This window comes from Streptomyces sp. SX-6, from assembly GCF_059089585.1.
Map to the genome: position 1 here is coordinate 38,644 of NZ_JBTHHU010000038.1, position 16,824 is coordinate 55,467.

Sequence of the window (16,824 nt, forward strand, 5' to 3'; positions counted from 1 at the left end):
GGCCAGGCCTAGGACACCTCGCTCCCTCCGGCCGCCGTCGGGAGGCGTCCCCGGCACCGGACGCCGCTCCGTTTCCTGCGGAGATCCGCCGGCACCCAGGGCGGCCGTGGCCGCATGACGCGGGGCCCTGGATGTCCGGCGGCGGCGGTGGCCGCGCGCCCGGCCGACCCGCAGCGCACCCGCACCGGAGGCCGGATCCGCACCCGTATCCCGACATCAGCCACGCCAGTGGCTTCCGCTAAGCGAATTTTGTCCGTTTAGCACTTAAAGTCGGCCCATGCCCACGCCATATGGATCCCGTGGCGGCATGGCGTTCAGCGCGACCGAATTGCGCGTGCTGCGCCGTGCCCTCGCCATCGCCCTTCAGCCCTCCCCCCTCGTCCGCCGCCCCGCACCCGCCCGGGACGCGGACCTGCGCGACTGCCTCCGGCTGGTGGCGGCCGTGGACGAGGCCGCCCGCGAGGGCGGCAGGCTGCGCGCCTTCCTCCGCGCCGACCTGGCCCGCTACCGGGCCGGTCTGCCCGGCACCGCCCCCGGCTATGTGGAGCGGCTCCAGGACGCCCTCGCCTCGGGCCACCGGCCCGGCGCCGAGGACCTGGCCGCACTGCGCGCGCTGTGCACCACCCCGTCCGGCGACGCCGAGACCGGCCGCCGCCGCGCCCTGCTGCGGCGCTGCGAGCGCCTGGCCGTCCCCGCGGCCCGGCCGTGGCCGGCCGCCGAGACGGAGTCCGGGGAGTCGCCCGAGCCCCGGCCGGGCGGCCGCAAGCCGTCCCCCGCGCCGGAGAAGCCGAAGACCCCGCCGCCCCCGCCCGGGCCGAAGCCGCGGCCCGACCGCCCCATCCCCACCCCGGGCGAGGTCTTCCCGCCCCGCCGCAAGCCCGCCCCGCCGCCCGCGGCCCGGTTGGCACCGGCGTAATCTGGGCAGGTCGCTCAATCCCAGAACCCAGATCCCGAAGGAGCCGACGGCCATGGACTATGTCTCCGCGCTGGTCCCGCCCGTGGTGATGGCGGTCGCCTTTGTCGCGCTGGTCGTGACGATCGTCAAAAGCCAGGGCGGTGCGAACAAGGCCAAGGAGGACGCGATCGTCGACGCCGCGCTCGCCCGAGCCGAGGCCGGTGCGAAGGAAAGCGGCGCCGGAGCCTGAACGGATGCGGGGCGTACGGCCCGAGAAAAAGCCTCTCGGACCGTACGCCCTTTTTGCTGCCGCTTTGCTGCCGCAATAAACCGGCATTTGAGACATCTCCCACTATTATTCGCGTGTGGTTCGACGCCTGGGTGATCTGGAAGACGCCGTCATGACGCGCGTGTGGGAGTGGAACCGGCCGGTCACCGTTCGGGAAGTGCTGGAAGACCTTCAGCAGGAACGGTCCATCGCCTACACCACCGTGATGACCGTAATGGACAACCTGTATCAGAAGGGCTGGCTGCGGCGGGAAGCCGAGGGCCGCGCCTATCGATATGAGGCTGTCTCGAACCGGGCCGCCTACTCGGCCGCACTGATGAACGAAGCCTGGTCCCTGAGTGACAACCCCGCGGCCGCTCTCGTCGCCTTCTTCGGCATGATGTCCGCCGAACAACGCGAAGCCCTGCGCGATGCCATGCGCGTCGTACAACTCGACGATCCCGGCGAGGGGTCCGCCGACGCAGGGCGATAGCGTCCGGTTATGTCTCCTGCGTCTGACAGGCCCGCCGGCGCATCCGGCAGGGCTCCCCGAGCAAATGTCCTTACCATCCGCCGGGCCCGGACCTCCGATGTCCCCGCCGTGCGCCGCCTCATCAACGGCTACGTCCGCGACCGCATCCTGCTCGACAAAGCCACCGTGACCTTTTACGAGGACATCCAGGAGTTCTGGGTCGCCGAGCGGGACGATGACGGTACGGTCATCGGGTGCGGTGCGCTGCACGTCATGTGGGAAGACCTCGCGGAGGTACGCACTCTTGCGGTCGACCCGTCTGCCAGGGGTGCCGGAGTGGGGCACGCGCTTCTCGACAAGCTCCTGCAGACGGCGCGCTGGCTCGGGGTGCGCCGCATTTTTTGCCTCACCTTCGAAGTCGACTTCTTCGTGAAGCACGGCTTCGTGGAGATCGGTGAGACCCCGGTGGACGGTGATGTCTACAGCGAGCTGCTGCGCTCCTATGACGAGGGTGTTGCCGAGTTCCTGGACCTCGAACGGGTGAAGCCGAACACCCTTGGCAACAGCCGGATGCTTCTGCATCTGTGATCGCGGACCCTATGTCCGAATCGCGCCCCTATCGTGCCGCTCCGGAAGGCATGCTTCCCGGCCGGACCGTCAGCTGAACCTTCCCCAGGGGTTTGTGTTTTTCCGGGAAAGGCGGTTTGCTATTCCTCCGTAATCCCTTTTCTGCTGATGAAAGGAATCCCCCGTGGCGCAGAAGGTTCAGGTCCTTCTTGTCGACGACCTCAACGGCGGCGAGGCGGACGAGACTGTGACGTTCGCTCTGGACGGCAAGAGCTACGAGATCGACCTCACCACGGCCAACGCGGACAAGCTGCGGGGCGCGCTCGAGGACTTCGTCAAGGCGGGCCGTCGCACCGGTGGCGGGCGTTCCGCCGGCCGGCGGGGCCGTGCCGTTGCCCCCTCCGCGGGTTCCCAGGACACCGCAAAGATCCGCGCCTGGGCCAAGGAGAACGGCTACAACGTCAACGACCGCGGCCGTGTCCCCGCCGACATCCGTGAGGCGTACGAGAAGGCCAACGGCTGATCTTCCGCAGGCTGTCCGCCGTGCACCCGACCGGCGCGCAACAGCCGGGCCCGGTGGCACTCGGTCGCCGCGGCGCTCACCAGCCGTACGAGATCGGGGGCGCCCACGCCGCCCCCGAGGCCGCAGGCCGGCAGCGTCGTCTCGACCTCGCACCCGGGCCGGGGAGGCCGGATCCATACGGCCTCCTGCGGGACGCACGGACCCCCGTCGTCCGGCGCGGCGCCGACAGGCGTCGGTGCGACGATCCGGTCCCCGGTCCCGCGCACGGCCAGTTCCAGGGCGATTCCGCCCCACTCCAGCCAGTCGAGCAGCCCCGGCAGCTCGTCCGCGCTGCCCGCGGCGGTCAGGAACCACAGTGTCCGGTCCCGCCCGTCGAGGGCGACCGGCCCGGTGGAGCGCACCCGCCCGAGCACCGCGAAGCCCGCGTCGGCGGGCAGGCCCAGGGCGTCGAACCGGATCCCGGTCGGCAACTCGACCGGCCGGTCCCCCCGGACCGGCCAGCCGAGCTCGTGCTCGTACCACCGGCGGTCCGCACTCGCCGGGGGCGCGTCCGAAGGGGTGCGGGGACCGGGCAGGGCAGCCGTCATGAACGGTGCAACTGAGCCTTCCCCGAGAAGTTACGCAGGGTCGATATTCGGGCACGCTGCGTATAGAACGGGAGGGGCGCACAGGCACTTCGGGTAGTGCGAGGGTGTTCGCCCGTAGCGGAGCGAACGTGCCCGCGCCGCATGGAGTGTCGGTGCACGGGGGTAAGACTTTCCCCATGGGGAGAGGCGGTGCAGCGCAGCCCGCCGGGCCGCTGGGTGCCCGCCGGGGGCAATGAGCAGGCACGCCGGATCAGGTGGGCGTTCGCCGTCGGCGTAGTGGCGCTGGGCGTATATGCCTGGCCTGCGGGAACATCGTCTCCCACCATCGGGTTGGAGCAGTTGTCGGACTGTTCGGGGCAGGAGGCCAAGGACGGGTGTCGGCAGTTGGAATGAGCTGTCCCGTCTTGCGGGACTAGCATGCGGAAGGACAGGGAGGGGACCGTCCCCGATCTGCCTGACCGCTCTGAGGAGCGATTAACGATGTTCGAGAGGTTCACCGACCGCGCGCGGCGGGTTGTCGTCCTGGCTCAGGAAGAAGCCCGGATGCTCAACCACAACTACATCGGCACCGAGCACATTCTCCTGGGCCTGATCCACGAGGGTGAGGGTGTCGCCGCTAAGGCCCTGGAGAGCCTCGGGATTTCGCTCGAGGCGGTCCGCCAGCAGGTGGAGGAGATCATCGGTCAGGGCCAGCAGGCCCCGTCCGGCCACATCCCCTTCACTCCCCGTGCCAAGAAGGTGCTGGAGCTGTCGCTCCGCGAGGCCCTTCAGCTCGGCCACAACTACATCGGCACCGAGCACATCCTGCTCGGCCTGATCCGGGAGGGCGAGGGCGTCGCCGCCCAGGTCCTGGTCAAGCTGGGTGCCGATCTCAACCGGGTGCGGCAGCAGGTCATCCAGCTGCTCTCCGGTTACCAGGGCAAGGAGGCCGCCACGGCCGGCGGCCCGGCCGAGGGCACGCCCTCGACCTCGCTCGTCCTGGACCAGTTCGGGCGCAACCTGACCCAGGCTGCGCGCGAGTCCAAGCTCGACCCGGTCATCGGGCGCGAGAAGGAGATCGAGCGGGTCATGCAGGTGCTGTCCCGCCGCACCAAGAACAACCCGGTCCTCATCGGCGAGCCCGGCGTCGGCAAGACCGCTGTCGTCGAGGGACTGGCCCAGGCCATCGTCAAGGGCGAGGTGCCCGAGACCCTCAAGGACAAGCACCTCTACACCCTCGACCTGGGCGCCCTGGTCGCGGGCTCCCGCTACCGCGGTGACTTCGAGGAGCGCCTGAAGAAGGTCCTCAAGGAGATCCGCACCCGCGGCGACATCATCCTGTTCATCGACGAGCTCCACACCCTGGTGGGTGCGGGTGCCGCCGAGGGCGCGATCGACGCCGCGAGCATCCTCAAGCCGATGCTCGCCCGCGGTGAGCTCCAGACCATCGGTGCCACCACGCTCGACGAGTACCGCAAGTACCTGGAGAAGGACGCCGCGCTCGAGCGCCGCTTCCAGCCCATCCAGGTCGCCGAGCCGTCGCTGCCGCACACCATCGAGATCCTCAAGGGCCTGCGCGACCGCTACGAGGCCCACCACCGGGTCTCCATCACGGACGAGGCGCTGGTCCAGGCCGCCACCCTGGCCGACCGCTACATCTCCGACCGCTTCCTGCCGGACAAGGCGATCGACCTGATCGACGAGGCCGGCTCCCGGATGCGCATCCGCCGGATGACCGCGCCGCCGGACCTCCGCGAGTTCGACGAGAAGATCGCCGACGTGCGCCGCGAGAAGGAGTCCGCGATCGACTCGCAGGACTTCGAGAAGGCCGCCTCCCTGCGCGACAAGGAGAAGCAGCTCCTCGCCGCGAAGGCCAAGCGGGAGAAGGAGTGGAAGGCCGGCGACATGGACGTCGTCGCCGAGGTCGACGGCGATCTGATCGCCGAGGTCCTCGCCACGGCCACCGGCATCCCGGTCTTCAAGCTGACCGAGGAGGAGTCCTCGCGCCTGCTGCGCATGGAGGACGAGCTGCACAAGCGCGTCATCGGCCAGGAAGACGCCATCAAGGCGCTTTCCCAGGCGATCCGGCGCACCCGTGCGGGCCTCAAGGACCCGAAGCGCCCCGGTGGGTCATTCATCTTCGCGGGCCCGTCCGGCGTCGGCAAGACCGAGCTGTCCAAGACGCTCGCCGAATTCCTCTTCGGTGACGAGGACGCGCTGATCTCCCTCGACATGTCGGAGTTCAGCGAGAAGCACACGGTCTCCCGGCTCTTCGGCTCCCCGCCCGGATACGTGGGCTATGAAGAGGGCGGCCAGCTCACCGAGAAGGTGCGCCGCAAGCCGTTCTCCGTCGTCCTCTTCGACGAGGTCGAAAAGGCCCACCCGGATATCTTCAATTCGCTGCTGCAGATTCTGGAGGACGGTCGTCTGACCGACTCCCAGGGTCGGGTGGTCGATTTCAAGAACACCGTCATCATCATGACGACCAACCTCGGTACCCGGGACATCTCCAAGGGCTTCAACCTGGGCTTCGCCGCCCAGGGTGACGTCAAGACCGGTTACGAGCGGATGAAGGCCAAGGTCAACGAGGAGCTCAAGCAGCACTTCCGGCCGGAGTTCCTCAACCGTGTCGACGACACGGTGGTCTTCCACCAGCTGACCGAGGACAACATCATCGAGATCGTCGACCTGATGATCGCGAAGGTGGACGAGCGGCTGAAGGACCGTGACATGGGCATCGAGCTCAGCACGGACGCCAAGAAGCTGCTCGGCAAGAAGGGCTACGACCCGGTCCTGGGCGCCCGCCCGCTGCGTCGCACCATCCAGCGCGAGATCGAGGACATCCTCTCGGAGAAGATCCTCTTCGGCGAGCTGCGGCCGGGCCACATCGTGGTTGTCGGCGTCGAGGGCGAGGGTGACGACCGGACGTTCACCTTCCGCGGCGAGGAGAAGGCGGCGCTGCCGGACACCCCGCCGGTGGAGTCCGCGGCGGGTGGGGCCGGCCCCAACCTGTCCAAGGACGCGTAACAGCTGACACAGAACGGCCCCGGAACCGCGAGGTTCCGGGGCCGCTTTGTGTTCATGCCCCCGGCGGGCCGAAGTGTCTCGTCCCGCCCTGCCGCTGATTGCCCACCTGCCAGCTGCCGCCCGTCCGTGTGTCCTTGGGCGTGAGTGTGAAGGTGACCTTGTGGGTGTGCGTGGAGCCCCGGGAGCCCTCGGCGCCCGCGCTGACGACCCAGGCCTTGACCCTGCCGCTGCCCCGGAGGTCCTTGCGGATCTCCACGGTGAACTCCATGGTGATCGCGCCGACGTCGAAGGCCAGGTCCTGGCCCTCGCCCGCCGTGGTGGCGTGGGTGAGGCCGGTGCGGATGGCCTGGACGGCCTCGGCCAGCTCGATGTCGTCGAAGCGGGATTCCTCGCTCATGCGGCCTGCCCCTCGGCGGTGTGCGACGCGTGTGCGGATGACGCCCCGGAGCGTACTGCGGCGCCCGGGCTTTGGTGACAAGACGCACAGCGGATTCCGGGGCTACTAGCCGGATTAGTCGCCCCTGTCCGCAATCGCCCAAGGGGCTGGAGGCCGATGCGATCACCTTCACTACGAGGCTCGGCCGTAGATCCTCGCTTTGGTACGCGCCGGAAGTGCGGGATAGGAAGGGGTCCGATCCCGGCCCGGTGGCCGGGATCTGATCGTTCCCGGAGGTTTTTTCCCATGCCGAAGCGCGCCGCCCTGCGCACCCTTCCCCAAGGTCTCGGCTTCGCTCGACCAGGGGAGACCCCAATCACCGCCACCGCGCTGGCCGCAGGCCTCGCCGGGTCGCTGGCGTTCGGTCCGGGCGTGGCGCTCGCGGGGGAGACCGGGCTCGACGGGCTTCCCGCCTCCGCCGCCTCGCTCGGCGATGCGCTGAACCAGCAGGCCGAGACGCAGCTGAAGGCGGCGGCGAAGGAGCGGCGCGACGCCGGGGAGGAGCGGGCCGACCGCTCCGCGGCCCGTGGCTCGCTCGACGCCTGGGTGAAGCCGGTGGACGAGTACGTCATCGGCCAGCCCTTCGGCATCGACGGCGGCCTGTGGGCCAACAAGCACAGCGGCCAGGACCTGGTCGTGCCCACCGGCACCCCGGTGAAGGCCGTGCACAAGGGCGTCGTCGTCAAGGCAGGTCCGGGCGGGGGCGGCGACGGCGCGGCCTACGGCAACGCCGTTGTGATCAAGCACGACGACCACACGTACTCCCAGTACGCGCACCTGTCGCAGGTGGAGGTCCAGGTGGGCCAGAGCGTGGACGCGGGCCAGGAGATAGGCCTGTCCGGTTCCACCGGCAATTCCACCGGGCCGCACCTGCACTTCGAGATCCGTACGACCCCGGACTACGGCACCGCCGTCGAGCCGCTCGGCTTCCTCGCCGCCCACGGCGACAAGCTCTGATACCTGCGGCTCAGTCCGGTACCTGGACCAGCGGGAAGCTGCTGGTGCTCGTCGGGGACGACTCCGGCAGCCAGAGCACGGCGATCGCACCGCTGCCCCCCGCCTCCGGGTCGGCGTTGCGGAAGGTGAGCCGCGCGCCGAGCACACGGGCCTGGCCCGCCGCGATGGTCAGCCCCAGGCCGTGGCCCTTGCCCGCGCGGTCCTCGCTGCCCGTACGGAACCGGCTCGGGCCCTCGCGCAGCAGTTCCTCGGGGAAGCCGGGCCCGTGGTCGCGGACCCGCAGCACCCGGCCCTCGACGGTGACCTCGACGGGGCCCTTGCCGTGCTTGTTCGCGTTGGCCAGCAGATTGCCGAGGATGCGCTCGAGCCGGCGGGGGTCGGTGGACACATAGGCGTGCCGCGTCACCGTCACCCGGGCCTCGGGCGAGAACGTCCGCACCCGGCGCTGCACGAACTCGCCGAGTTCGATCTCCTGCATCTCGGCCCGCTCGGCGAAGCCGTCCAGGCGGGCGACCTCGAGGACGTCCTCGACGAGGGTGCGCATAGCCTGGGCCCGGTCCCGGACGAGCTCGGTCGGCCGGCCCGGGGGCAACAGCTCGGCCGCGGTGAGCAGGCCGGTGACGGGGGTGCGCAGCTCGTGCGCGATGTCGGCGGTGACCCGGCGCTCGGCCTCGATGCGGTCCTGGAGCGCCTGGGCCATGCTGTCGACGGCGCGCGCGAGGTCGTCGGTCTCGTCCCGCACCCGGCCGCCGATGGCGTCGCGTACGCGCACCTCGGTGTTGCCGTCGGCCAGCATGCGGGCGGCGGAGGAGGCCTTGCGGAGCCGCCGGGAGAGCTGGCCGCCGATGAGGATGCCCAGGGCGCAGCCGCCGAGGACGACGGAGCAGGAGCCGATGATCAGGGCCCGGTCCAGGTCGCTGAGGGTCTTGAGGCGGTCCTTGAACTGGGCGTGCATCGAAAGGATCTTGCCGTTGCGCAGCGGGACCGAGGCCCAGACCTCGGGGGCGCCGCTGCCGCTGTCCTGGAGGAAGGTGGCGCGCTGGCCGAGGCTCGCGGCCTCCTGGAGGGGCTTGGGCAGCGCCGGGTCGTTCAGCTTGGCGCGGAGCATGAGCCGGCCGGTGTTCTCGTAGTAGCGCTGGGCGACCTGGACCCGCTGGTCCATCACGTCCCGGGTGCCGTTGAGCAGCGAGGCCCGTGCGGCGTTGTGGACGACGAGGCTGAGCGCGACCGCCACGAGCGCGCCGACCGCCGCGATGGCGAGGCTGACCTTCCAGCGCAGGCCACTGCGGAGAGCGAGCTTCACCATGGTGCCGGGGGGATCTTCATGAGGCCTCAGCCTCGGAGCTTGTAACCGAAGCCGCGGACGGTCTCGATCCGGTCCTGGCCGATCTTGCCACGCAGACGCTGGACGTGGACGTCGACGACACGGGTGTCACCGCCCCAGCCGTAGTCCCAGACCCGCTCCAGCAGCCGGTCCCGGGACAGGACCGTGCCGGGCGCGGCCGAGAACTCCAGCAGCAGCCGCATCTCGGTCGGGGTCAGGGCGACGGGGGTGCCGTCCTTGCGGACCTCCATGCCCTCGGTGTCGACCTCCAGGTCGCCGAAGCGCAGCAGCCCGCCCTCGATCGGCCCGTCGGCGCCGTCCGCGGCACCGGCCGCCCCGCTGGCGTGCCCGAAGCGGCGCAGCACGGCGCGGATCCGGGCGACGAGCACGGCGCCGTCGAAGGGCTTGGTCACATAGTCGTCGGCGCCGGCCTCCAGGCCGAGCACGACGTCGATGGAGTCCGCACGGGCCGAGAGCATGATCACGGGCACGGTGGACTCGTCGCGGATCCGGCGGCACAGGCTGACGCCGTCCAGGCCCGGGACCATCACGTCGAGCAGGGCGATGTCGGGGCGCTGGGCACGGAAGCGCTCCAGCCCCAGCAGCCCGTCGGGCACGGCGGTGACGACGAAGCCGTCGCGTTCGAGGGCGAGCTGCGTCGCCTCGCGGATGACGTCGTCGTCCTCCACGAAGAGCACATGCGTTTCGGCCACGCTCTTCTAGCCCTCCGTCCCCTGGAGCACGCTCTTCGCGGTGTTCCCGGCCTTGCTGTAGTCGGTGTGCGTCCGCCCGGTCTCGCGGAACTGGGTGTCCGACCAGTGATAGGTCACGACTTCTTCCCCCGAGGGATCGGCGACCGGGTCACCGGGTCCGTAGACCTGGGTGGTGACCTGGAGTTCGCGGCGGTCTATGTCGGCATACACGGGCGACTGCTCGGACGTGAACACGTTGACGTAGCCGTCGCCCTTGGCACGGTACACATAGGAACCGACACCGATGGCATCGCCGCAGGTCAGGATGTTGACGACGATGTCGTCGCGGTCCTGGCCGGTCAGCTGGCCGTATATGACGTCGACCGGGTACTGGTCCTTGACGCAGGGCTTGAAGTTCTTCTTGATCTGGTCGCTGATCTTCGGATCGTTCTTGATCAGCTTGACCGCGTCGACCTTCTCGTGGGTCGGCGCGGACGAGCCCGCCTCGGGCCGGCCCGTGGCCTGGGCGCCCGACCGGGTCTGCGCGGGGCCCTCCTTGCGGACGCCCTCGCTGCCCGCACTGCAGCCGGCCAGCACAAGGCCGACGGCCGCGGCCATCGCCGCGACCGCACCGCCGGTGATCAGAGCCGGTTTGTTCACAGCCTCCTTGCCGAGTTTTCCCAACCTCAGGCGGCGCACCGTTCCTGCCCCCGCTCGTTGCGCTCGAGCGCGTGGAAGTCCAGGTCGCGGCTCTCGAGCTCCTGGCGCAGCCTGGCGAGCGCGCGGTGCAGCGTGCTCTTGACCGTGCCGGTGGACATGCCGAGCGCCTCCGCGGTCTCCTCCGTGCTCATCTGCTCCCAGTGCCGCAGGACGACGACGCTGCGCTGCTTGGGCGCGAGGACGCCGAGGACGTCCATCAGCAGGGCGCGGTCGGCGTGCTGCTCCGTACCGTCCTCGACGCTCGCGTCGGGGAGCTGCTCGGTGGGCACCTCGTCCAGCTTGCGGGCGCGCCACCACTCGGTACGAGTGTTGATCATGACACGGCGGAGGTAGGCGTCGGCGAGCGACTTGTCCGCTATGCCTTCCCAGCGCCCGTAGGTGCGGACGAGAGCGGTCTGGAGCAGGTCCTGGGCGTCAATGGGGTCCGGGACGAGTCGGCGGGCGCTGCGCAGGAGGGCGTCCTGGCGGTTGCGAACGTACTCTTCGAAGTCCAGAACCTTGCCGCTGCTGGCCATACTCGCAGCCCTCCATTCCGCTTGCTCTTCCCCGTGCCTCGCCGGAAAGTCCTCCGGCACGGAGAGGACGCTACGGAGGAGCTGTTGCGACGCGATGTGCAGCAGCCCCTCGGATGGTGCACAGCTGTCCATAGGTTGTGTAACAGCCGAGGGGAAAGAACTGCTCTGTCCGTTTCAGCGTCGTGATCCGGCCATCTTCGGAGGGCCGGGAGGCTAGGTGAGCGGGAGCCGGTAGGTGCCGTCGGCCAGCGGCTCGACCAGGCCGTCGGCGACGAGCCCGTCGAGCGCGCGGGCCCGCTGCACGGGCTCGTCCCACACGGCGTCCAGCGCGGCCTGGGGCACCGGGCGGACGGCCTCGCGCAGCACGGCCAGCAGCTTGCCGCGCACCTGCCGGTCGGTGCCCGCGTAGGTCTGGCCGCGGCGGGGCGGGCCGTCGTGGGCCGGGGAGCCCGCGGCCCGCCAGGCGCAGCGCTCGGCGATGGGGCAGCGGGCGCAGGCGGGCGTACGGGCGGTGCAGACCAGCGCGCCGAGCTCCATCGTGGCCGCCGCCCAGCGGGCGGCGGCCGCCTCGCCCTCCGGCAGCAGGGCGCGGGCGAGCTTGCGCTCGGCGGCGGTGGTGGCGTTCGGCGGGTACTGGGTGCCGGTCACGGCGCGGGCGAAGACCCGGCGGACGTTGGTGTCGAGGACCGCGTGCCGCTGGCCGTACGCGAAGGACGCCACGGCGGCCGCCGTGTACTCCCCGACGCCCGGCAGCGCGAGCAGCTTGGCGTGGTCGCGCGGTACGTCGCCGCCGTGCCGCTCGGTTATGGCCGTGGCGGCGGCGTGCAGGCGCAGCGCGCGGCGCGGGTAGCCGAGGCGGCCCCAGGCGCGGACGGCCTCGCCCGGCGGCTCGGCGGCCAGGTCGGCGGGGCGCGGCCAGCGCGCGAGCCACTGCTCGTACACCGGCAGGACCCGGCTGACCGGGGTCTGCTGGAGCATGAACTCGCTGACCATCACACCCCATGCCCCGGCCTCGGGACGGCGCCAGGGCAGATCGCGGGCGTGCTCGTCGAACCAGTCGATGACGGGGGCGTGCAGGACGGCGGGCGTGAGCGTCGTAGTCATGGCACCCCCGATCCTGGCATGTCGGTGTGCGGCGGAGAAACGCGCCGGGCGGCCCGTCCTGCCACGTTCGGGTGACCGGAGGGCTCAACAGGCGTTCGACACCCGCCGGTTCGGTGACCATGCCGCGCATGGACACCGGCCGTGAAGCTCCGCCCCTGGTCCGCTGCAGGGTGTGCGCCAACCCGCTGTGGTGGGACATGACGCCCGTGCCCGGGCTGCCCCCGGGCTGGTACTGCTCGACCTGCCGCCACCCCCCGGAGCGCCACCGGAACACCGCTGCCGCGGCGCCGGTCTGCCCGGAGGGGTGCGCGAGTTCGATCACCGAGGCCGGTCCCGGGGGAGTGCGTACGTTCATCTGTCACCGGAGCTGAAGAATGGGGGCATGGAAGAGCAGCCCCCGCCCGAGATCCTGGCCGCCCTCGACGCCCATACGACCCTGACCCTGGCCTACACCGACGAGGACGGCCCCCAGGCGTGCGCGGTGCTCTACGCCGTGGGCGAGGGGGCCGCGGGCGAGGGGGGCGTGCTGTTGTTCGTCAGCTCGGTCACCACCCGGCACGGTCGCGCCCTCGCCGGCGGCGATCCGCGGGTGGCCTTCACGGCGCAGCGCGACGGTCAGGAGTGGACGGCGCTGACTGGCGTGCAGGGCAGGGGTGCCTGCCGTCCGCTGACGGGTGCCGAACGGGCGCGTGCCTGGCGTGCGTACAGCGCGCGCTTTCCGTATGTGGAACGGTCCGAGCGGCTGCGGGAGGCGATGGAGCGGGTGGAATTGTGGGAGTTGCGCCCGGACTGGCTCCGTCTCGTGGACAACGGACGGGGGTTCGGGCACAAGACGGAGTGGCGACGGTCCCAGGAGTTCACCTCAGAGTGACGCTGCGGTGACAGAAGTGCCTTTACGGGACGGGGTGTTCTGGAGAGGCGCGTTTCGGCCATCACGGCCGAGACGGGTGTGACGGGCGAGGTTCCGGGCAGATGATGAGAAAAGTAGGCACTCCTCCGGCGGGTACGGGGTGGAGCCCGGCCGGTTCTCTCGTAGAGTTTTCGCGTGGGATCTCTGCGCAATCCGATCGGACCCCTGCCCTCCACCATCTACTGGCGGCGGCGGGGAGTTGTGCTTGCCGTGGTCGTCATCCTCGCGATGCTGGTGGTGTGGCTGCTCACGCTCGGCGGGGACGGCGACTCCGCGTCCTCCAAGGACGGCGGCGCGGACGCCAAGGGGCCGGGTGACACCGCCACCATCACGCCGGGCCCGACCCCTTCGGGGCCGCACATCGGCCAACGGCCGGGCGGGCGTGACGAATCGGGCGGTGGCTCCGGTGGCGGGGGTGGCCAGAGCGGCGGCAGTGGCGGCGGTTCCGGTTCCGGCGGCGGTGCGCACGGCGGAGGCAGCGGTTCCGGGAACCCGGCGGCCGGGGTACTGGGCGCGGGCAACGGGACGGTTGTGGCGGCTGGGTCACATGTTCCTGACTGTGTGTCAGGTGCAGTGCGGCTGACGGTCCGCAGCGTGAAGGATTCCTACGGGCCCGACGAGAAGCCCAAGTTCGAGATCGTGGTGAGGAACTCCGGCAGCGGCGCCTGCAAGGTGGACCTCGGCTCGCCCGGCGCCGTACTCAAGATCACCGACCGGTCGGGCGACGAGGCCGTATGGGCCTCCGACGACTGCCCGCGCGGCACGGGCCCCGTGCCCGTGGAGGTGCCGGGCTCGGGCGAGACCAAGCGGACGCTGGAGTGGGACCGCAAGCGCAGCGTCCCGCAGTGCGGGACGCCGTCCGCGAACGGTGCGGTGACGCCGGGCACGTACCGCGTCGAGGTGCGGGTCGCGGGGGTCACGGACCGGGTGGAGTTCGTCCTCGACAAGGGCTGATGACGTCCACCCCGGTCCGTCCGGATCAGACGTACCGCTCGAGGATCGAGGACTCCGCGAGGCGCGAGAGCCCCTCGCGCACCGAGCGCGCCCGGGCCTCGCCGACGCCGTCGACGGTCTGCAGGTCGTCGACGCTGGCGGCCAGGAGCTTCTGCAGGCCGCCGAAGTGGTCCACGAGCCGCTCGATGATGGCGCCCGGCAGCCGCGGAACCTTGGCCAGCAGCCGGTAACCACGCGGCGAGACCGCCGAGTCCAGGGTCTCCGGGGAGCCGCTGTAGCCCAGCGCCCGCGCGACGATGGGGAGTTCGAGCAGCTCGGCGTGGGAGAGCGAGTCCAGTTCGGACAGGGCCTCGGGAACCGTACGCGTGCGCTTCGCCGTCGGCTCGGGAACGTAGTCCCGCACGACCAGCTCGCGCTCCGGCTCCACGCCCGCGATCAACTCGTCGAGCTGGAGCGAGAGCAGACGGCCGTCGGTGCCCAGCTCGACCACGTACTCCGCGATCTCCGTGGCGATGCGGCGCACCATCTCCAGCCGCTGGGCGACCGCGGTGACATCGCGGACCGTCACCAGGTCCTCGATCTCCAGGGCGGAGAGCGTGCCCGCGACCTCGTCGAGGCGGAGCTTGTAGCGCTCGAGGGTGGCCAGCGCCTGGTTGGCGCGGGAGAGGATCGCCCCGGACTCCTCCAGGACGCGGCGCTCCCCGCCCACGTACAGCGCGATCAGCCGCATCGACTGGCTCACGGAGACGACGGGGAAGCCCGACTGGATGGAGACCCGCTGCGCGGTGCGGTGCCGGGTGCCGGTCTCCTCGGTGGGGATCGACGCGTCGGGGTAGAGCTGGACGCCCGCCCGGACGATCTTGGTGATGTCCTTGTCCAGAATCAGCGCCCCGTCGAGCTTGCACAGCTCGCGCAGGCGGGTCGCGGTGAATTCGACGTCGAGGACGAATCCGCCGGTGCACATCGAATCGACGGTCTTGTCCATGCCCAGCACGATGAGTCCGCCGGTGTTGCCGCGAAGAACGCGCTCGAGGCCGTCGCGCAAGGCCGTGCCGGGCGCCACGGCGCTCAGCGAAGCGCGCATCAGACCGTCGGAACCGGAGCCGCCCCCGGCCCTGCCGGGGCCCGATGCCCGGTCGTTGGCTGCCACTGCACTCCTCCGGTCGCATGGTCAACGGTGGCCGCGGGCGCCCTGTGCGCGTAACCGGTCGCATGCGTACGGGCGGGACCAGGGGAAAGTCTACTGTCGTCGGGCCGCTCAGAGGGGGGCGTCCTCCGGCCGAGCCCGCGCACCGCCCTCCGGCGCCGCGGCCCGGCGCGGGCTCCTGGGCAGTACCCGCAGCGCTTCGCCTATGTCCGCGACCTCCCTCACCCGCATGCCGGGGGGTACCTTGCCGGGGTCGCCCGGCACCAGCGCATGGGTGAAACCCAGCCGGTGGGCCTCGGCGAGCCTGCGCTGCACCCCGGTGACCCGGCGGACCTCGCCCGCGAGCCCCACCTCGCCGATGGCCACCAGGTTCTTCGGCAGCGGGGTGTCGGAGGCCGCGCTGGCCAGGGCGAGCGCCACGGCCAGGTCCGCGGCCGGCTCGGAGAGCTTCACCCCGCCGACCGTGGCGCTGTAGATGTCGCGCTTGCCCAGGGCGCTGATGCGGCCGCGCTGTTCGAGGACGGCCAGCATCATCGACACCCGCGAGGTCTCCAGGCCGGAGGTGGTGCGGCGGGGGGAGGGGATCTGCGAGTCGACCGTCAGCGCCTGCACCTCGGCCACCAGCGGGCGGCGGCCCTCCAGAGTGACCGTCAGGCACGTGCCGGGCACGGGCTCGTCGCGCCGGGTCAGGAAGAGGCCGCTGGGATCGGCCAGACCGGTGATGCCCTCGTCGTGCAGCTCGAAGCAGCCGACCTCGTCCGTCGCCCCGTAACGGTTCTTGACCCCGCGGACCAGGCGCAGCCGGGCGTGCCGGTCGCCCTCGAAGTGCAGCACGACATCGACCAGATGCTCCAGCAGGCGCGGGCCCGCGATCGCACCGTCCTTGGTGACATGGCCGACGAGCAGGGTTGACATGCCGCGGTCCTTCGAGGCGCGGATGAGGGCGCTCGCGACCTCGCGCACCTGGGCCATGCCGCCCGGGGCGCCGTCGATCTCGGGGGAGGCCACCGTCTGCACCGAGTCGAGGACCAGCAGCGAGGGCTTCACCGTGTCGAGATGGCCGAGCACGGCGGACAGATCCGTCTCCGCGGCCAGATACAGGTGGTCGGAGAGCGCGCCGATGCGGTCGGCCCGCATCCGGACCTGGCTCGCCGACTCCTCGCCCGTGACGTACAGCGTGGGGTGCGCCTCGGAGGCCGCCTTCGCCGCCACGTCCAGCAGCAGCGTGGACTTGCCGACGCCCGGCTCGCCCGCGAGCAGCACCACCGCCCCCGGCACCAGCCCGCCGCCCAGCACCCGGTCCAGCTCGGAGACGCCCGTGCCGCGCGCGGCGGCCTGCCGGCCGTCGACCTGCGCGATGGGCAGCGCCGCGGACGTCACCCGGCCCGGCGCGGTCGTGCGCACGGCGGGCGAGCCGTGTTCCTCGACCGTGCCCCACGCCTGGCACTCCGGGCAGCGGCCGAGCCACTTGGCAGTGGTCCAGCCGCACTCGGTGCAGCGGTACGAGGGCCGGTCCTTGGCGGACGAGCGGGAGGTACGAGCAGCCATGCGAGCCACGGTAGCGGGGGGCACCGACAACGGGCCCCGGAGGCGGGGGACGCGCAGGGCAGCGCACGTCGGGCGCACCCGGCGTACGGCCGTGTACCGGCGTGCGCCACCCGGCCGGTCAGCACGGCAAGTGCGGCTCATGTCCCCTTTTGCGGGAGAAGCTCACCTGAATGGGTTAAACGTGGGTGAGCATCGCGAA

Annotated in this window: 19 protein-coding genes; 10 read left to right on the forward strand and 9 right to left on the reverse strand. The window is 71.1% G+C overall.

What is annotated here, in order from left to right:
- Positions 1–277 precede the first annotated feature (277 nt).
- From ACV530_RS31375 to ACV530_RS31395, 5 genes are all read left to right on the forward strand, one after another.
- Positions 278–916 (forward strand): hypothetical protein, encoded by a 639-nt coding sequence (locus ACV530_RS31375; RefSeq protein WP_494336058.1) that lies wholly within the window; start codon positions 278–280, stop codon positions 914–916.
- Positions 917–968: 52 nt separating this feature from the next.
- Positions 969–1,145 carry a hypothetical protein gene (locus ACV530_RS31380; RefSeq protein ID WP_494336059.1) on the forward strand — a complete coding sequence of 59 codons (177 nt, stop codon included), beginning with the start codon at positions 969–971 and terminating at the stop codon, positions 1,143–1,145.
- 115 nt (positions 1,146–1,260) lie between these two features.
- Complete coding sequence (locus tag ACV530_RS31385) at positions 1,261–1,656, forward strand: BlaI/MecI/CopY family transcriptional regulator (protein ID WP_494336060.1); 396 nt, start codon at positions 1,261–1,263, stop codon at positions 1,654–1,656.
- 9 nt (positions 1,657–1,665) lie between these two features.
- Positions 1,666–2,223, forward strand: a complete 558-nt coding sequence (locus ACV530_RS31390) for an amino-acid N-acetyltransferase (RefSeq protein ID WP_494336061.1) — start codon at positions 1,666–1,668, stop codon at positions 2,221–2,223.
- A gap of 163 nt (positions 2,224–2,386) precedes the next feature.
- On the forward strand, positions 2,387–2,725 hold the full coding sequence (locus ACV530_RS31395) for a histone-like nucleoid-structuring protein Lsr2 (protein ID WP_494336062.1): 339 nt from the start codon (positions 2,387–2,389) through the stop codon (positions 2,723–2,725).
- On the opposite strand, the gene ACV530_RS31400 is transcribed toward ACV530_RS31395, so the two are convergent.
- Positions 2,656–3,312 (reverse strand): SCO3374 family protein, encoded by a 657-nt coding sequence (locus tag ACV530_RS31400; protein WP_494336063.1) that lies wholly within the window; start codon positions 3,310–3,312, stop codon positions 2,656–2,658. The genes ACV530_RS31395 and ACV530_RS31400 overlap by 70 nt on opposite strands.
- Before the next feature lie 480 nt (positions 3,313–3,792).
- Here ACV530_RS31400 and ACV530_RS31405 point away from each other — a divergent pair, with 480 nt between their 5' ends.
- On the forward strand, positions 3,793–6,318 hold the full coding sequence (locus ACV530_RS31405; RefSeq protein WP_494336064.1) for an ATP-dependent Clp protease ATP-binding subunit: 2,526 nt from the start codon (positions 3,793–3,795) through the stop codon (positions 6,316–6,318).
- Between the two features lie 52 nt (positions 6,319–6,370).
- Here ACV530_RS31405 and ACV530_RS31410 read toward each other — a convergent pair whose 3' ends face one another.
- Positions 6,371–6,715, reverse strand: coding sequence for a trypco2 family protein (locus ACV530_RS31410; RefSeq protein WP_494336065.1), 345 nt, complete (start codon positions 6,713–6,715; stop codon positions 6,371–6,373).
- A gap of 285 nt (positions 6,716–7,000) precedes the next feature.
- Here ACV530_RS31410 and ACV530_RS31415 point away from each other — a divergent pair, with 285 nt between their 5' ends.
- Complete coding sequence (locus ACV530_RS31415) at positions 7,001–7,711, forward strand: M23 family metallopeptidase (RefSeq protein ID WP_494336066.1); 711 nt, start codon at positions 7,001–7,003, stop codon at positions 7,709–7,711.
- A 10-nt stretch (positions 7,712–7,721) separates the two neighbouring features.
- Here ACV530_RS31415 and cseC read toward each other — a convergent pair whose 3' ends face one another.
- The 5 genes from cseC to ACV530_RS31440 form a co-directional block, all read right to left on the reverse strand.
- A complete protein-coding gene (gene cseC, locus ACV530_RS31420; protein ID WP_494336067.1) occupies positions 7,722–9,017 on the reverse strand; it encodes a two-component system sensor histidine kinase CseC in 1,296 nt (431 codons plus the stop codon).
- Positions 9,018–9,043: 26 nt separating this feature from the next.
- Positions 9,044–9,748 carry a two-component system response regulator CseB gene (cseB, locus tag ACV530_RS31425; RefSeq protein WP_494336068.1) on the reverse strand — a complete coding sequence of 235 codons (705 nt, stop codon included), beginning with the start codon at positions 9,746–9,748 and terminating at the stop codon, positions 9,044–9,046.
- A gap of 6 nt (positions 9,749–9,754) precedes the next feature.
- Positions 9,755–10,387, reverse strand: coding sequence for a hypothetical protein (locus ACV530_RS31430; protein ID WP_494336069.1), 633 nt, complete (start codon positions 10,385–10,387; stop codon positions 9,755–9,757).
- Positions 10,388–10,413: 26 nt separating this feature from the next.
- The gene (locus tag ACV530_RS31435) at positions 10,414–10,962 is read right to left on the reverse strand and encodes a SigE family RNA polymerase sigma factor (RefSeq protein ID WP_120755533.1); all 549 of its coding nucleotides are present in this window, start codon (positions 10,960–10,962) and stop codon (positions 10,414–10,416) included.
- 213 nt (positions 10,963–11,175) lie between these two features.
- Positions 11,176–12,066 (reverse strand): HhH-GPD family protein, encoded by an 891-nt coding sequence (locus ACV530_RS31440; RefSeq protein ID WP_494336070.1) that lies wholly within the window; start codon positions 12,064–12,066, stop codon positions 11,176–11,178.
- Between the two features lie 128 nt (positions 12,067–12,194).
- On the opposite strand from ACV530_RS31440, the gene ACV530_RS31445 reads away from it, so the two are divergent.
- From ACV530_RS31445 to ACV530_RS31455, 3 genes are all read left to right on the forward strand, one after another.
- The gene (locus tag ACV530_RS31445; RefSeq protein WP_494336071.1) at positions 12,195–12,437 is read left to right on the forward strand and encodes a hypothetical protein; all 243 of its coding nucleotides are present in this window, start codon (positions 12,195–12,197) and stop codon (positions 12,435–12,437) included.
- A gap of 11 nt (positions 12,438–12,448) precedes the next feature.
- Positions 12,449–12,937, forward strand: a complete 489-nt coding sequence (locus ACV530_RS31450) for a pyridoxamine 5'-phosphate oxidase family protein (RefSeq protein WP_494336072.1) — start codon at positions 12,449–12,451, stop codon at positions 12,935–12,937.
- A gap of 174 nt (positions 12,938–13,111) precedes the next feature.
- Entirely contained in the window at positions 13,112–13,930 is an 819-nt protein-coding gene (locus tag ACV530_RS31455) for a hypothetical protein (RefSeq protein ID WP_494336073.1), read from the forward strand.
- Between the two features lie 25 nt (positions 13,931–13,955).
- Here ACV530_RS31455 and disA read toward each other — a convergent pair whose 3' ends face one another.
- Both disA and radA read right to left on the reverse strand, forming a co-directional pair.
- The gene (disA, locus tag ACV530_RS31460; protein WP_494336074.1) at positions 13,956–15,080 is read right to left on the reverse strand and encodes a DNA integrity scanning diadenylate cyclase DisA; all 1,125 of its coding nucleotides are present in this window, start codon (positions 15,078–15,080) and stop codon (positions 13,956–13,958) included.
- 108 nt (positions 15,081–15,188) lie between these two features.
- Positions 15,189–16,625, reverse strand: a complete 1,437-nt coding sequence (radA, locus tag ACV530_RS31465) for a DNA repair protein RadA (RefSeq protein WP_494336075.1) — start codon at positions 16,623–16,625, stop codon at positions 15,189–15,191.
- Positions 16,626–16,824 lie beyond the last annotated feature (199 nt).

What these genes read in the sequence shown, in the direction of transcription:
- ACV530_RS31375 (WP_494336058.1), top strand. Translation starts at nt 278, where the DNA reads ATGCCCACGCCATATGGATCCCGTGGCGGCATGGCGTTCAGCGCGACC.
- ACV530_RS31380 (WP_494336059.1), top strand. Translation starts at nt 969, where the DNA reads ATGGACTATGTCTCCGCGCTGGTCCCGCCCGTGGTGATGGCGGTCGCC.
- ACV530_RS31390 (WP_494336061.1), top strand. Translation starts at nt 1,666, where the DNA reads ATGTCTCCTGCGTCTGACAGGCCCGCCGGCGCATCCGGCAGGGCTCCC.
- ACV530_RS31400 (WP_494336063.1), bottom strand. Translation starts at nt 3,312, where the DNA reads ATGACGGCTGCCCTGCCCGGTCCCCGCACCCCTTCGGACGCGCCCCCG.
- ACV530_RS31405 (WP_494336064.1), top strand. Translation starts at nt 3,793, where the DNA reads ATGTTCGAGAGGTTCACCGACCGCGCGCGGCGGGTTGTCGTCCTGGCT.
- ACV530_RS31410 (WP_494336065.1), bottom strand. Translation starts at nt 6,715, where the DNA reads ATGAGCGAGGAATCCCGCTTCGACGACATCGAGCTGGCCGAGGCCGTC.
- ACV530_RS31415 (WP_494336066.1), top strand. Translation starts at nt 7,001, where the DNA reads ATGCCGAAGCGCGCCGCCCTGCGCACCCTTCCCCAAGGTCTCGGCTTC.
- cseC (WP_494336067.1), bottom strand. Translation starts at nt 9,017, where the DNA reads ATGGTGAAGCTCGCTCTCCGCAGTGGCCTGCGCTGGAAGGTCAGCCTC.
- ACV530_RS31435 (WP_120755533.1), bottom strand. Translation starts at nt 10,962, where the DNA reads ATGGCCAGCAGCGGCAAGGTTCTGGACTTCGAAGAGTACGTTCGCAAC.
- ACV530_RS31440 (WP_494336070.1), bottom strand. Translation starts at nt 12,066, where the DNA reads ATGACTACGACGCTCACGCCCGCCGTCCTGCACGCCCCCGTCATCGAC.
- ACV530_RS31445 (WP_494336071.1), top strand. Translation starts at nt 12,195, where the DNA reads ATGGACACCGGCCGTGAAGCTCCGCCCCTGGTCCGCTGCAGGGTGTGC.
- ACV530_RS31450 (WP_494336072.1), top strand. Translation starts at nt 12,449, where the DNA reads ATGGAAGAGCAGCCCCCGCCCGAGATCCTGGCCGCCCTCGACGCCCAT.
- radA (WP_494336075.1), bottom strand. Translation starts at nt 16,625, where the DNA reads ATGGCTGCTCGTACCTCCCGCTCGTCCGCCAAGGACCGGCCCTCGTAC.